This is a genomic window from Mycobacteriales bacterium, assembly GCA_035504215.1.
GTDB lineage: Bacteria > Actinomycetota > Actinomycetes > JAFAQI01 > JAFAQI01 > DATAUK01.
The window spans coordinates 24,127-38,087 of the sequence record DATJSI010000033.1 but is presented as its reverse complement, the minus strand read 5'-3'; the positions used below and the strand labels follow the sequence as shown (position 1 = coordinate 38,087).

The 13,961-nt window shown below is 68.4% G+C and carries 14 protein-coding genes and 1 pseudogene; 7 read left to right on the top strand and 8 right to left on the bottom strand.

Annotated features, from left to right (window positions below; all coding sequences use genetic code 11):
• Nucleotides 1-33: 33 nt before the first annotated feature.
• From VME70_03345 to add, 5 genes are all read right to left on the bottom strand, one after another.
• Nucleotides 34-456: a hypothetical protein gene (locus tag VME70_03345; protein ID HTW19231.1), complete on the bottom strand. Its 423-nt coding sequence runs from the start codon at nucleotides 454-456 to the stop codon at nucleotides 34-36.
• Complete coding sequence (locus VME70_03340; protein ID HTW19230.1) at nucleotides 453-1,241, bottom strand: heavy metal-binding domain-containing protein; 789 nt, start codon at nucleotides 1,239-1,241, stop codon at nucleotides 453-455. Before VME70_03340 ends, VME70_03345 begins: the two co-directional genes overlap by 4 nt.
• 38 nt (nucleotides 1,242-1,279) lie before the next feature.
• The gene (locus tag VME70_03335; protein HTW19229.1) at nucleotides 1,280-2,182 is read right to left on the bottom strand and encodes a heavy metal-binding domain-containing protein; all 903 of its coding nucleotides are present in this window, start codon (nucleotides 2,180-2,182) and stop codon (nucleotides 1,280-1,282) included.
• 245 nt (nucleotides 2,183-2,427) lie between these two features.
• Complete coding sequence (gene typA / locus VME70_03330; protein HTW19228.1) at nucleotides 2,428-4,281, bottom strand: translational GTPase TypA; 1,854 nt, start codon at nucleotides 4,279-4,281, stop codon at nucleotides 2,428-2,430.
• Nucleotides 4,282-4,292: 11 nt separating this feature from the next.
• On the bottom strand, nucleotides 4,293-5,327 hold the full coding sequence (gene add / locus VME70_03325; protein ID HTW19227.1) for an adenosine deaminase: 1,035 nt from the start codon (nucleotides 5,325-5,327) through the stop codon (nucleotides 4,293-4,295).
• A gap of 57 nt (nucleotides 5,328-5,384) precedes the next feature.
• Here add and VME70_03320 point away from each other — a divergent pair, with 57 nt between their 5' ends.
• Entirely contained in the window at nucleotides 5,385-6,203 is an 819-nt protein-coding gene (locus VME70_03320) for an exodeoxyribonuclease III (protein ID HTW19226.1), read from the top strand.
• A gap of 32 nt (nucleotides 6,204-6,235) precedes the next feature.
• Here the strand turns inward: VME70_03320 and VME70_03315 are convergent, their stop codons facing one another.
• The gene (locus VME70_03315) at nucleotides 6,236-7,420 is read right to left on the bottom strand and encodes a glycoside hydrolase family 3 N-terminal domain-containing protein (GenBank protein HTW19225.1); all 1,185 of its coding nucleotides are present in this window, start codon (nucleotides 7,418-7,420) and stop codon (nucleotides 6,236-6,238) included.
• A gap of 12 nt (nucleotides 7,421-7,432) precedes the next feature.
• A pseudogene (locus VME70_03310) lies at nucleotides 7,433-8,038 on the bottom strand (histidine phosphatase family protein).
• A 132-nt stretch (nucleotides 8,039-8,170) separates the two neighbouring features.
• Here VME70_03310 and VME70_03305 point away from each other — a divergent pair.
• The gene (locus tag VME70_03305; protein ID HTW19224.1) at nucleotides 8,171-9,142 is read left to right on the top strand and encodes an SGNH/GDSL hydrolase family protein; all 972 of its coding nucleotides are present in this window, start codon (nucleotides 8,171-8,173) and stop codon (nucleotides 9,140-9,142) included.
• A 147-nt stretch (nucleotides 9,143-9,289) separates the two neighbouring features.
• Here VME70_03305 and VME70_03300 read toward each other — a convergent pair whose 3' ends face one another.
• Nucleotides 9,290-9,868 (bottom strand): TetR/AcrR family transcriptional regulator, encoded by a 579-nt coding sequence (locus tag VME70_03300; protein ID HTW19223.1) that lies wholly within the window; start codon nucleotides 9,866-9,868, stop codon nucleotides 9,290-9,292.
• Nucleotides 9,869-9,964: 96 nt separating this feature from the next.
• On the opposite strand from VME70_03300, the gene VME70_03295 reads away from it, so the two are divergent.
• From VME70_03295 to VME70_03275, 5 genes are all read left to right on the top strand, one after another.
• Complete coding sequence (locus VME70_03295; GenBank protein ID HTW19222.1) at nucleotides 9,965-10,414, top strand: hypothetical protein; 450 nt, start codon at nucleotides 9,965-9,967, stop codon at nucleotides 10,412-10,414.
• Nucleotides 10,415-10,450: 36 nt separating this feature from the next.
• A complete protein-coding gene (locus tag VME70_03290; GenBank protein HTW19221.1) occupies nucleotides 10,451-11,233 on the top strand; it encodes an alpha/beta hydrolase in 783 nt (260 codons plus the stop codon).
• Nucleotides 11,234-11,293: 60 nt separating this feature from the next.
• Complete coding sequence (locus VME70_03285; GenBank protein HTW19220.1) at nucleotides 11,294-12,109, top strand: MBL fold metallo-hydrolase; 816 nt, start codon at nucleotides 11,294-11,296, stop codon at nucleotides 12,107-12,109.
• Nucleotides 12,102-13,241, top strand: coding sequence for a zinc-binding dehydrogenase (locus tag VME70_03280; GenBank protein ID HTW19219.1), 1,140 nt, complete (start codon nucleotides 12,102-12,104; stop codon nucleotides 13,239-13,241). Before VME70_03285 ends, VME70_03280 begins: the two co-directional genes overlap by 8 nt.
• Nucleotides 13,242-13,450: 209 nt before the next feature.
• Complete coding sequence (locus VME70_03275; protein ID HTW19218.1) at nucleotides 13,451-13,852, top strand: hypothetical protein; 402 nt, start codon at nucleotides 13,451-13,453, stop codon at nucleotides 13,850-13,852.
• Nucleotides 13,853-13,961: the final 109 nt, after the last annotated feature.

Genomic DNA, 13,961 nt, shown 5'->3' with positions numbered 1-13,961 from the left:
GGGAGAAACTGACCCTTCGGGCTCAATCGGCCCTCAGCCCGCCCCGAGCAGGCGGCTGAGCGCCGCCCGGGCGGTCGCGGACTCGCGGGCGAGGGCGGCCAGCCGGTCGGCGAGCACCCCGGTCCACTCGTCCATCCCGACCTCGCGGGTGGAGATCACGACGCCGCGTACCTCGCGCGCAACCCGGGCGACCGGAGCGCCGGACCGCCCCCGGCCGAGCTCCAGCGCCACGTCGCCGAGCGAGATCCGCAGCGTGCGGACCACACCGGGGCGTCCGGCGAGCCGGTCGCGCATCGACTGGTCGTGCTCGAGCTGGACCATGCCCGCCGGCAACGCGTCGGCGAGCGAGCTCGTCAGCACGCGCGCGTAGACATCGAGGTCCGCGCTGTCGGCGCGCAGGGCCGCCGCCAGGGCGTCGACGTCGTCCGGCGATCCCCCCGGGGTCAGCTCGCTCACCGGTCGGTCAGCGGAAGCACCAGCTGGGGACGGTCGATCTCGTGGTCGTCGCGCAGCGGCCGCACGCCGGTGCCGATCGCGAAGAACTCGGTCGTGTGACCGCCCCACCGATGCGGCAGCGAAAGCAGCTGCACGCCGACGATGCCCTCGGCCGACAGCGCCTCCGCCTCCGCCTGCATCCGCGACATCGCGAGCTCGCGGGCGTCGTACAACGCCTCGGTGAACTGCGGGATCTCGACGTTCTGCCCGATGTTGCCGATCGACTTGAACATCCCCTGGTGCGCGATGTGGTAGACGCACGAGCCCATGACCATGCCGAGCGGCGCGTAGCCGGCCTGCAGCAGGGTCCAGAAGTCCTGCCCCGACAGGTCGGAGGTGAACGGCTTGTTCTGGTTGTTGCGCCAGCCGTCTCCCGTCGGCGGCGGCGCATCGGCCTTCACCGCCGTACCGACCGCGATGAACTCGGCGAGGTCCTCGCCGAACTCCTTGAACTCGATGTCGAGGCGTACGCCGACAATGCCGTCTGCGCCGAGCACGTCGGCTTCGGCCTCCATCCGCGCCATCGCGAGCTCTCGTGCGCCGTACATCGCCTGGGTCAGCGTCGTGAGCTCCTGGTTCTGGCTCCAGCGGCCGCGCTGGAAGCCGACGTGGTAGATCGACGAGCCGAGAACCAGTCCCAGTGGCCGGAAGCCGGCCTCGCGGACGAGCAGGAACTCGTTGACAGAGAGGTCCGAGGTGAACAGCGACGTCGCCTGACCGGGCGCCATCTCGGCCAGCCGGCGCATCGCGTCCTCGGGCAGCCCGAGCTGTTGCGGATCAACGGTCACAGCTGACGTCCTTTCAGCGGCATGACGAGCCGGCTGTCAGTGGGTGCCTGCTCGCCCTGGTGGAAGCGGACCAGCGAGTTGCCGACCACGACGGCTTCCGCAACGTGGTCCCGGTGTCCTTCGTTCGGTTCGATCGCCCAGATCCGCAGCGACATGTCACTGACCGTGGCCGCGTCCGCGCCCATCCCGCCGGCCCGGTTGTGGAACTGCACGCGGGCGTCGTGGCGGGCGTACGTGACCAGCTCGGTGTAGCCGGGCACCTCGATGTTCTGACCGCTCCACGGTGCGGCGGCCATCCTGGTCATGTAGTCGTCGTGCCGGATCGCGACGGAGATCCCCCAGACCAGCCCGGTCGGCACCCAGCCGGCGTGCAGTGCTTTCGCAACGTCCCCGCCGGACAGGTCGGTCGCGAACAACGTCGACGGGCGCACCGGACCCCGGGCTCGCACCGCCGTACCGCGGGCGACGAACTCGTTGGCGCCATTGGTGTCGAGCAGGCGCTCGCGGACGCAGGTGACCCCGACGATGCCGTCCGCGCCCAGCGCCTGCGCTTCGAGCAACATCCGGTACATCGCGGTGTCGTAGCCGCGGTACAACGCATCGACGTACGGCGCGAATCCGGAGAAGCCGCCGGCACCGGAGGTGACCGTCGGGCCGCCGGCAGCCGGAATGCCGAACCCACGCGTCATCGGCACCCACATGCCGCAGCCGCCGTACCCGGCGAAGCCGATGTGCTCGACCATCGAGCCCATCACCTCGCCGACCGGGTCGAGCCCGACGCTGTGTACGCCGGCCTGGCCCCGGATCGAGAGCAGTGAGGACCAGACCCGGTCCGTGCCGGCGCGGTCGATCCGCGCCTGCGCGGCCGGCGGCAGCCCTTGGCCGTCCCATTGCGTCATCGCGGTAACGGTATCCCCCGCCTGTTGGGCACGCATGGCCCATCGGTGTCGCGGTGGGCGACACGCATGGCCCACCGGTGGGGCTATCACCCCACGCATGGCCCATCGATGTCGCTATAGCGACACGCATGGGCCACAGCTGCCCCCGACCGCGACACGCATGGGCACACGTGCCCCGACCGCGACACGCATGGGCCACGGGTGGGGCTATCACCCCACGCATGGGCCATGCGTGGGGTTGGGCGCTAGCCGCCAGGGCGGCGCTTGGCGGCGCGGTATCGCGTAGCCGCGGCGAGCTCGACCTTGCGCATGCGCACGGTGCTCGGCGTGACCTCAACGCACTCGTCCTCGCGGCAGAACTCCAGTGCCTGCTCGAGGCTCAGCACCCGGTGCGGGATCAGCGGCACCAGCAGGTCGCCGGCCGACGCCCGCATGTTGGTGAGCTTCTTCTCCTTGGTCGGATTGACGTCGATGTCGTCCGAGCGCGAGTTCTCCCCGACGATCATGCCCTCGTAGACCTCGGTGCCGGGACCGACGAATAGCGTGCCGCGCTCCTGCAGGTTCGCGAGCGCGAAGCCGGTCGTGCTCCCGGCGCGGTCGGCGACCAGCGATCCGCTCGGGCGCGTGCGCAGCTCCCCCAACCACGGCTCGTAGCCCTCGTGGATGTGGTGCAGCAGACCGGTGCCTCGCGTCTCGGTGAGGAACTCGGTGCGGAAGCCGATCAGGCCGCGGGCAGGGACGACGTACTCCATCCGCAACCAGCCGGTGCCGTGGTCGACCATCTGCTCGAGCCGCCCCTTGCGCAGCGCGAGCAGCTGGATCAGCACACCTTGGTAGTCGCTCGGTACGTCGATCGTGAGCCGCTCCATGGGCTCGTGCAACCGCCCGTCGATCACGCGGGTGACCACCTGCGGCTTGCCGACGGTCAGCTCGAAGCCTTCACGGCGCATGATCTCGACGAGGATCGCCAGCTGGAGCTCGCCCCGCCCTTGCACCTCCCAGGTGTCGGGACGCTCGGTCGGCAGCACCCGGATCGAGACATTGCCGACCAGCTCCGCGTCGAGCCGGTTCTTCACCAGCCGCGCAGTGAGCTTGTTGCCGCTCTGCCCGGCCAGCGGTGAGGTGTTGACCCCGATCGTCATCGAGATGTTCGGCTCGTCGATCGTGATGACCGGCAGCGGGCGAGGGTCGTCGGGATCCGCGAGCGTCTCTCCGATCGTGATGTCCGGGATGCCGGCGATCGCCACGATGTCGCCCGGGCCGGCCGACTCGATCGGCACCCGTTCCAGCGCCTCGGTGCCCAGCAGCTCGGTCAGCCGGACCCGCTCGATGCTGCCGTCCTGGCGGCACCACGCAACCGTCTGACCCTTCTTCAGCTCGCCGTTGTGGATCCGGCACAGCGCGAGCCGGCCCAGGTACGGAGAGGCGTCGAGGTTCGTGACGTGCGCCTGCAACGGCGCGGTCTCGTCGTACGTCGGTGCCGGGATCGTCTCGCGGATGACAGTGAACAAGGGCTCGAGGTTCGGGCTGTCCGGGCTGGTGCCGTCGGCCGGCCGGTTCAGCGACGCCTGCCCGGTCTTGGCCTGGCAGTAGACGATCGGGAACTCGATCTGGTGCTCGTCGGCGTCGAGGTCGAGGAACAGCTCGTAGGTCTCGTCGACGACCTCGGCGATCCGCGCGTCGGACCGGTCGACCTTGTTGATGATCAGGATGACGGGGAGGTTCAGCGCAAGCGCCTTGCGCAGGACGAACCGGGTCTGCGGCAGAGGTCCTTCGCTCGCGTCCACCAGCAGCGCGACGCCGTCGACCATCGACAGCCCGCGCTCGACCTCGCCGCCGAAGTCCGCGTGCCCGGGCGTGTCGACGATGTTGATGGTCAGCCCGCCGTGGTGGACCGAGGTGTTCTTCGCGAGGATGGTGATGCCCTTCTCGCGCTCGAGGTCCATCGAGTCGAGCACCCGCTCGTTGACCGAGCCCTCGTCGGCCTGGTGCTCGGAGAAGGCGCCGGACTGCCACAGCATGGCGTCGACCAGCGTCGTCTTGCCATGGTCGACGTGCGCGATGATCGCGACGTTACGCAGGTCCGAGCGGCTGGCCACGAGCGTCCAGGCTACGTGCCCGCGGAGCCGCGTTCCCAGGCGTCGATGTCGGCGTGCAGCCGCGCGGCCAGGTCGGCCGGCATCAGCGAGTGCGTCACCGACGTGCGGGCGAGGCGGGCAAGGTCCGCCCGGTCGTAGCCGTGGTCGTCGCGGGCGCTTGCGTACTGCCCGACCAGGCTGCCTCCGAACAGCAGCGGGTCGTCGGTGGCGAGCACCACCGGCACGCCGGCCGCCTCCAGCTGCGGCAACGGCACGGCGGCCAAGTCGCGGTAGACGCCCATCGCGAGGTTCGAGGTCGGGCACACCTCGCAGGCGATCCCCCGGTCGGCCAGCATCCTGAGTACGTCGGGATCCTCGGTCGCGCGGACGCCGTGCCCGATCCGCACCGGCGACAGGGCAGCAACCGTGCGCGACACCGACTCCGGCCCGAGCAGCTCTCCGGCGTGGGGCATCGCGACCAGGCCGCCCTCGCGGGCGATCCGGAAGGCCTTCGCGAACTCCTCGGGCAGGCCACGGCGTTCGTCGTTCGACAGCCCGAAGCCCACGACGCCCTCGCCGGCGTAGCGCACGGCGAGCCGAGCGAGCAGCTCGGCTTCCCAGGCCGGCCGGGTTCGGTTCGCCGCGATGATCAGGCGCACCCCGACTCCGGTCGCCGCCTCGGCCTTGGCCGCGGCCGAGCAGAAGACCTCGACGGCGGTGACGACGTCGCCCAGCCGCACGGCGTACCCGGTCGGGGTGATCTGCAGCTCGAGCCAGCGCGATCCCGCGGCGTGCTCGTCGACCGCCACCTCGAGCAGCAGCCGGTCGAAGTCCTCCGGGGTGCGAAGGACGCTCCGCGCGACGTCGTACAGCCGCTGGAAGCGCGGCCACCCGAGCACCATGCCCTCCGGCTCGGGCTCGACCAGGCGCTCGGGCAGCGTGACGGCACCTCGTGCGGCCAGGTCGATGAGGGTCCGGTGGCGCATGCCGCCGGTGAGATGCAGATGCAGGTGCGCCTTCGGCAAGGCGAGGAGGTCGGCGTCCGTGACCGAACTCTGCCTCCCCATCCTCTCTGAGGATAGAGGTCACGACGCGCTGTCGCCGCTCACTTCTAGGGTGGGGCCATGCGATTCGCGACGTGGAACGTCAACTCCGTGGGCGCCCGTCTGCCTCGTCTGAACGAGTGGCTCGAGCTGGTCGAGCCGGATGTGCTGTGCCTGCAGGAGATCAAGTGCGCGCCGGACGCCTTCCCGAGCGAACACGCCGAGCAGCTCGGCTACGAGGTGGCCGTCAACGGCGAGGGGCGCTGGAACGGCGTCGCCATCCTGTCCAGGGTCGGGTTGGACCAGGTCGAGCTCGGCTTCACCGGCCAGCCGGCGTACGACCCACCGGCCGACGAGGACGACCCCGCCCTGATTGGCGCTCCGCCCCGGGTGGAGGCGCGCGCGATCGGCGCGACCTGCGGACCGCTTCGGATCTGGTCGGTCTACGTGCCCAACGGACGCACGCTCGACAGCCCGCACTACACGTACAAGCTCGAGTGGCTCGAGGCGCTGCGGGACGCGCTCGCGACCGAGGTCGGGGCGGACCCCTTCGTCGTGACCGGCGACTTCAACGTCATCCCGACCGACGAGGACGTCTGGGACCGGTCGCAGTTCGTCGGTTCGACACATGTCACCGAGCCCGAGCGCAAAGCCCTCGCCGACCTGCGCGCGCTCGGCCTGCACGACGTGATCCCGCGGGCGCTGAAGTACGACACGCCGTATACCTACTGGGACTACCGGGCGGGGATGTTCCACAAGAACCAGGGGATGCGGATCGACCTGGTCTACGCGACCGAGGCCGTGTCGAGCGCGGTCAAGGACGCGTACGTCGACCGCGACGCGCGAAAGGGAAAGGGTCCGAGCGACCACGCGCCCGTGGTCGTCGACGCGGACATCTGACGCGGTCCGGCCCGGCCGGTCGCCGCGTCGGTTCAGGACGCGATCAGGTGCGCCGCCGCCTTGGCAGTGAGAACGTCGAGCACGTCGGTCTTGATCTGCTTCGCGAACGCCGGGCTCGCGGCCTGTTCCGCCACGACCGCTTTGACCATCGGCCGGATCTGACCCAGCGTGGTGTCGAGCAGCATCGTGCCGCCGGCCTTGAAGAAGTCCACCGCTCGCGTCCCGACCGGGAACTTCCGCAGCGCGACCGTCCCCAGGTCGTCGGATATCACGACGCCGGTGAACTTCATCGTGCCGCGCAGCATCCCGCCGATGATCGTCTTCGAGAAGCAGGCCAGATGGTTCGGGTCGATCTTCGGGTAGGTGGCCGACGACACCATCACGAACTGCGCTCCGGCGGTGATGGCGTCCTGGAACGGCTCAAGGAACGTGGAGTGCGGTCCGGTCGGATCGGTCACCCCGGCAGTCGTGTCGGTGTTGCCGGTCGCCCGACCCAGGCCCGGGAAGTGCTTGACCGTGGTGTCGACGTCGGCGGCCGTCATGCCTTTGATGAAGGCGACCACGTGCGGCCCGACGACGGCCGGGGTGTGGCCGTACTCGCGGTGATAGATGCCGATCGGCTGGTTGGTCTTCGCGTCCTTCTTCGGCACGGTGTCGGCGACGGGTGCGAGGTCGAGAGTGACCCCGGCGCCGGCGAGCTCCTTGCCCCAGGTCGTCGCCGCCGAACGCAGCGCGGATGAGGTCATCCGGCCCTGTGCCAGCGCGGTCGGCATCTTCTCGAAGCCCGGACCGGTCAGGCGCTGGACCTCGCCGCCTTCCTGGTCGGTGCTGATGAACGGGCTGACCCCGCTTTCGGTCAGGTTTCCGACCATGACGTCGGTCGCGGCGCCCACCGCCGTACGACCGCTCGAGGAGGCATTGACGAGGATCACGTTGTCGATCCGTTTCGCCCGCAGGGCGGTCAGCTGTGCCGCCGTGGCGCCGGAGCTCGGAAGGGCGGCCATGAACAGCTGCCCGACCCGTTGCGCCGGCGTCAGCTCGTCGTACGTCGTCTGGGCCTGCTGCGCCGGACTCGGCTTCACGTCCTGGAGCAGGCGCGCGCTGGCCGGCCCGGCCGCCAGTGCGGAGGTCAACCCGGCGACGGTCACGAGCGCGACCCGGCTCGGGCGGCTGGGCCGGCCGGTTCGGCCCCACGCCAGCCATCGCCCGAGGGTCACTGGGTCCTCCGTCTAGTCCGGGTCGAGATGGGCGGTGTCGTTGAACCGCCGGACCAACCAGCGGTCGCCGAGCACCACGAGCTCGGAGATCGAGGCGTTGTCAGCTCCGATGAACGCGAAGTTCTCCGCACCGGTCGCCATTGCCATGATCGCCCCGATCACACCTCCATGGACGACGACGACCACCCGTTGGTTGGGATGAGCCCGGACAATCAGGTCGATTCAAGCACGAACCCGGCGGGTGAATTCCTCGGTCGACTCGGCGCCCGGGATCACGTCCCAGCGCTGCTCGGCGAACATTTGCAGCGCGACCGGGTGCATCTCGCGGACGTACTTGCGGAAGGCGAAACCCTCCCACTCCCCGAGATGCACCTCGCGCAGCTCCGGTACGACGGTGGGCTTCAGGTTGAGACGTGCGGCCAGCGGCGCAGCGGTCTGGGCGGTTCGTCGTAGCGGAGTGACGTAGATCGCGTCGACCTGCTGGCCGGCCAGCCGATCAGCCAGCAGGTCCGCCTCAGCGACCCCGACCGGGTCCAGATCCGGGTCGGAGTGCCCATCGGTCAGATCCGCCGGCGCGCCCTCGCGTCCCGGCGCGGACTCGCCGTGGCGAACGAGCACCAGGACGGTCGAGCCTTCCGGCGGGCTGAAGCGGTACTGGCGGTATTCGACCGTTTCGTCGTTTGGCGCAGAACTCACGCGCTCCACGCTACGTTGACGGGGCTCACCGCAACTGCGCCAGGAAGGCCCGCCATGAACCCAGCTTCCCGCCGCGCCGCCCGCATCGGGACGGCGTCCATCGGCGCCACCGGCGCGGTTCTTGCCGCGATGCTGTTGGCGCCGGCCGCCGGCGCGGCCGCGATCCGCCCGGCCGTGACCGCGGCGACCGCCGCGGCGCACAAGGCTCAGCCGGCAGTGACCCCGGGTTCGCGTTATCTCGCGCTGGGTGACTCGGTGCCCTTCGGCTACCGGGAGGACAACGCGATCCCGCCGCCGAACTACCACCACGCGTCGAACTTCGTCGGGTTCCCGGAGGACGTCGCGAGCAACCTCGATCTCAGGGTCACGAACGCGGCCTGCCCGGGCGAGACGACGGCGAGCTTCATCAACACTTCAGCGCAGAGCAACGGCTGCGAGAACAGTTTCACCAAGGGCGCGAAGCACCCGACGCCGATCGGCTACCGGCGGATCTACCCGCTGCACGTGCACTACACCGGGCTCGGTGAGTCGCAGCTGACCTACGCCGAGAAGTTCCTGAAGAAGCACCCGCACACCGCGCTCGTCACCCTGATGATCGGCGCGAACGACGGCTTCATCTGCCTGGAGCGGACGAGTGACAGCTGCTTCAGCGAGTTCGCGGCACTGCAGCAGAAGATCACGAAGAACGTCACGAGGATCCTCAAGGGCATCCGCGACAAGGCCCACTATCAGGGCCAGCTCGTGCTGGTGACGTACTGGTCGTTGAACTACCACAACACAACCGACAATTACGAGTCGCAAGGGCTGAACAGCGCGGTCGAAAAGGCGGGCAAGAACTTCCACGTCCGGATCGCGAACGGCTACAAGCAGTTCCGGCTCGCAAGCGCGCAGGGTCACGGCGACCCGTGCGCAGCGGGGCTGCTGACTGCGCTGTCGGGGGCGGACAAGGGCACCTGCGGCGTACACCCCAGCGTCGCCGGTGCAGCGGTCCTCGCCCAAGCAGTCGAGCAAGCCGTCAAGAAGTAAGCCGACCACCATCCTGGCCGCGCCAGACCCCGCGTTTGCCGCTGGTCAGGTGCGAGCGCGGCGCTGCATGGCCACACTCCCGGGCTCGCCAAGCCCACCGGCCACACCAGGTCGACCCCTATCGAGCGGCCCGTCCGTCGGTTGAGCTCAGCGTTGTGGGCGGGCGAGGAGCGACTGAAGGCCGCGACGGGCGTTCTCGAGGTGGTCGAGTTGTCCGCTCACACGTGCGAGCAACAGCGCTCCTTCGACCAGGGCGAGTGCGGCGGACGCAGCGCTGTGGACCGTGTCCTCTGCCCAGCCGTCGGAGCGAAGGCTGGCGGCGATGAGGGCCTGCCAGGTTTGGAAGCAGTTCGTTGCCGCGAGCCTGAGGCGCGGGCTGACGGTGGGCGATTCCAGGGCAGTCGGTGAGATCGGGCAGCCTCCGCAGGGTTGCTGTGCGAACAGGCTCTCGGACATGTCCAGGAAGCCGCTGAGCCCGGCCGCGGTGTCGGGTGCGGCATCGAGCGCTTTGCGCAGCGCGCCCGCGACGACCTTGCCAGAGGTCTGGAGCGCGACCTCGGCGAGCTCTTCCATTCCGCCGGGAAAGTAGTGGTACAGCGACCCGTTTGATGCGCCGCTCTCTGCGAGCACCTGAGCGAGTGCGGTCGCGGCGTATCCCTGTTCTCTGAGCAGCCGGGCCATGGTCTGCACCAGGGCGGTGCGAGTGTCGCCGGCTGCCCCTGCCACCCCTTGACCTTACTGGAGTGGATGCTCTAGGAATAGTGGAGCAATCTCTCTAGTCGGGTCGTGCGACCCGGTCCCGCCAGTGAGTTGGAGCTCGCCATGCCGATGATCGACGTCTACGCCGCGGCCGGAACCTTCGCCGACCCACACCAGCTCGCAGTCGACCTTGCAAGCACCTTGATGAAGATCGAAGGTGTCCCGGACATCCCGATGTTTCGGCAGAACACCGCCGCGTTCGTTCACGAGCTAGGTGCCGGCAGCTTCGCGAACGTCGACGGCGACAGCGCGCACGTGCGGGTCCAGGTGCTGACCAACGCCGGGGCGCTGGACCGTACCAAACAGCTCGCGGTCGTCGAGCAGTTCACGAGCCTCGTGGCGAGCGCCTCCGGGGCTGCGGACATCGCCAAGCGGACTTGGGTTCTGCTCACGGAGGCAGCGGATGGTGGTTGGGGGTTGTGGGGGCACGCGCACACCAACGCGGAGCTGGTCGATGCGGCGCGTGCTGAGATCGCATCACTCGCTGCTGCGAAGTCCGAGGTGCAGAAATGAACGGCGGCTACTCCGGCGCCCCGACGATGCGAGTCAGTGGCAACAACGGCATCGACTACGCCTACCGCATGCTTGGTCTTTCTGCAGCACTTCCGGGGCAGTTTGGACAACTGGGATCCGGCTCTCGTCGATGCTGTCGCGTCGTCGCGTCGGGTGATCACCTTCGACAATGCCGGGGTCGCGGGCTCCTCGGGCACCACGCCGAACACGATCCAGCAGATGGCGGCTGACGCCCTCACCTTTCTCGACGCGCTCGAGATCCGCAGCGCGGACCTCATGGGCTTCTCGATCGGCGGCTTCGTCGCGCAGGAGATCGCGTTGCAGCGCCCCGACATCGTGTCACGACTGGTGCTCGCCTCCGCCGCGCCGCAAGGAGCCGATGGCATGCACGGCTGGGCTCCCGATGTGATCGACGCGGTCGGCCAGCCCGAGCTCGGCGGACCGGGATATCTCAGCGTGTTCTACGCCGCGTCAGACGCGAGCCGGAAGGCCGGCATGGATTCCCTGCACCGGATGGGTGACCGCACTGAGGGTCGCGACATCCCGACGACCTGGCAGACCCGCCTCGCTCAATACGACGCAGTGTGCGCGTGGGGCATTCCGAACCATTCACTGCTCGAACGCGTGCGTGCGATCAGTGTGCCGACCTTCGTGGCCAACGGTGACAGCGACCCGATGATCCTGCCGAGGTACTCCCATCTGCTCGCCGGTCTTCTCCCCGATGCGCAACTGAAGCTGTATCCCGACGCGGCTCATGGCTTCCTGTTCCAGCACCACGAAGAGTTCGCTGCCGACGTCCTCGCCTTCATCGGCGACTGAGCGCAACCGAAAGGCCTTCCTATGAGCACCGCCCTGACTGTGGATGTTTACGTTGCTCCGATGCGTCCGTTCGCGGGTGCGCCGGCGCAGGCGCCGGGTGACGAGCCGATGTGGTCGCCGATGAGCAGCACCCTGATCGCCGGGGACAACGAGGCAATCCTGGTCGACACCCTCGTCACCGTCGATCAGGTCGACCTGCTCGCCCACTGGGTGCGCGGGTTCGGCAAGCGGATCACCGGCGTCTACATCACGCACGGGCACGCCGATCACTGGATCGGACTTGCCAGGATCCAGGACCATTTCCCTCACGCGCGCGGGATCGCTACCCCGGAGGTGGTGGAACGCGCGACATTCGAGAGCACGAACCCCGGCCTGTCCGGCTACTGGAGGGCCAGCTTCCCCGACGAGCTGCCGGAGCACCCCGTGCTCCCAGAAGCCCTCGACGGCGAGGAATTCGAGCTCGAAGGCCATCTCCTGCGTGCCGTGTCGGTCGGGCAAGGCGACACGGAGCACTCGACAGTGCTTCACATTCCCTCCGCGGCAGCTGTCGTTGGTGGAGACGTGGTGTACAACCAGGTGCACATGATGACCGCCGAGACCGACGAGCAAGGACGCGACGCCTGGATCGCGAGCCTGGACGCCATCGCTGCGCTCAGCCCGGAGATTGTCGTCGCCGGACACAAACGCGTCGATGCTCCCGACCTTCCAGAGCACATCGGCCACAGCCAGCAGTACCTGCGCGACTTCAGCCGCATCGTGAACGACGGAGGCACCATCGAAGAGGTCGTCGCCGCGATGCTTGAGCTGCACGGCGACCGCGACAACCCCCGCACCCTGTGGCATTCCGCACGCACCGCCGTGGGTAAGCGTGGCTGAGACACCCTCCACGAGCCTGGAGCTTCGGTCGACCGTGACCGAAGCCTCTCGGCTTGAGGTGTCGATAGTCGAGGTGCCAGTGCCCTCACCCGGGCCCGACGAGGTCTTGATCCGGGTCGAGGCAGCGCCGATCAACCCCTCCGACCTCGGCCTCCTCTACGCCGGCATCGACGTCAACACGGCGACCGCCGCCGGACCGCCTGACCGCCCGATCATCACCGCCGAACTGTCAGCAGGTGCGATGCGAGCGCTCGCGGCAAGAGTCGGACAGTCACTCCCCGTCGGCAACGAAGGGGCCGGCACCGTGATCGAGGCCGGCACATCCGCGTCGGCTCGGGAGTTGCTCGGCAAGACCGTCGCGTTCGCCGGCGGCGGCACGTACGCCCAGTACCGAACCGTCGCCGCTGCTGCCTGCCTTGCGCTCCCCGAAGGCACGCCGGCACGTGTCGGAGCGTCATCGTTCGTCAACCCGCTGACCGCCCTCGGCATGGTCGAGACAATGCGCCGAGAAGGCCACAGCGCACTCGTCCACACCGCCGCCGCATCGAACCTCGGCCAGATGCTGGTCAAGCTCTGCACCGAGGAGAACATCGGCCTGGTCAACATCGTCCGCAAGCCCGAACAGGAAGACCTTCTCCGATCGATCGGCGCAGCGCACGTCTGCAACTCGACGTCGGAGTCGTTCATGACCGATCTCATCGAAGCGGTAGGTGCCACATCGGCAACCCTTGCCTTCGACGCAATCGGCGGCGGCCAACTCGCCAGCCAGATCCTCACCGCAATGGAAGTCGCCGCAACCACTGCTGGTAGCGAATACAGCAGGTACGGATCAGCGACCCGCAAGCAGGTCTGCATCTACGGAGGGCTCGACCGAGGACCCACGGTGCTGAACCGAAGCTTCGGCATGGCCTGGGGAGTCGGCGGCTGGCTGCTCACACCATTCCTACAGAGCGTCGGAACAGAGAGGTTCGCCGAACTCCGCCAACGCGTCGCGCGCGGACTCGAAACGACCTTCGCCAGTAACTACACAGCGGAGATTTCACTCGCCCAAGCCCTTCAGCCGGACGTGCTCACTGCGTACGCGGCGGCATCCACCGGCGAGAAGTACCTCATCGCACCGAACAAGAGCTGACCTCGTAGACGCGCACGATGTAAGCAGGCGTTAATCCGCAACGAAGCCTCAACGCTGCTCTCAAGGTTCTGCCCGCGATTTCGATACCGGCGGCTACGGAATCAGCGGCAGCATTCAACCGTACCGGGAGACGCACCGATACAGCGAGTGTGCGAGAGGCATGCCGAGGAGCCGCGTTCGTCGGCTGGGTAGTTGCTTGTGCTCTGACGATGTCCGCCTGCGCGCAAACGCCGAAGGGATCCGGCGCCGCCTCTGATCATGCAGCCGACACCGCGCGCGCGGCCGTTGCGCAGACCTGCCGCGACTTCGAGTTCCGCTCCAGGGAGTCCACCTCGCGCCTGAGCATCAAGACTCTCCGGGAGAAGAGCCCGCAGGTCTGGGAAGGTCTCGACAACCTCCACGGTGCGATCGGTGTCGCGTTGTTCGACCTGCGCGATCCTGGGCTCTCTCGGCAACTCACTGCAGAGCTCGGGGTGGTCTACACACTTGAGGTGGACTACCACAGCGCAGGTGGGGTGCGCAGAATGCCAACCGATCTCAGCCAGCTGCGCCGTGTTCAGTCGGAGGTCGACAACTCTTGTGAGGCGGCGACCAGGCAAGTCACCGCCTGATTCTGTTTGGGGAGACGCGGTCGCGGTTCTGCCGGCAGGCCGCCCCTACGCTCTCGCGCAATGTCTCCCAACAGTTCTTCAACACGTAACCAGCAGGCAATCGGGAACG

Bases quoted from the DNA above. Each gene is read 5' to 3' on its own strand.
- VME70_03340 (HTW19230.1), bottom strand. From the start codon at position 1,241: ATGCGCCGGCTGGCCGAGATGGCGCCCGGTCAGGCGACGTCGCTGTTC.
- VME70_03335 (HTW19229.1), bottom strand. From the start codon at position 2,182: ATGACGCAATGGGACGGCCAAGGGCTGCCGCCGGCCGCGCAGGCGCGG.
- add (HTW19227.1), bottom strand. From the start codon at position 5,327: ATGGGGAGGCAGAGTTCGGTCACGGACGCCGACCTCCTCGCCTTGCCG.
- VME70_03320 (HTW19226.1), top strand. From the start codon at position 5,385: ATGCGATTCGCGACGTGGAACGTCAACTCCGTGGGCGCCCGTCTGCCT.
- VME70_03305 (HTW19224.1), top strand. From the start codon at position 8,171: ATGAACCCAGCTTCCCGCCGCGCCGCCCGCATCGGGACGGCGTCCATC.
- VME70_03295 (HTW19222.1), top strand. From the start codon at position 9,965: ATGCCGATGATCGACGTCTACGCCGCGGCCGGAACCTTCGCCGACCCA.
- VME70_03285 (HTW19220.1), top strand. From the start codon at position 11,294: ATGCGTCCGTTCGCGGGTGCGCCGGCGCAGGCGCCGGGTGACGAGCCG.
- VME70_03275 (HTW19218.1), top strand. From the start codon at position 13,451: ATGTCCGCCTGCGCGCAAACGCCGAAGGGATCCGGCGCCGCCTCTGAT.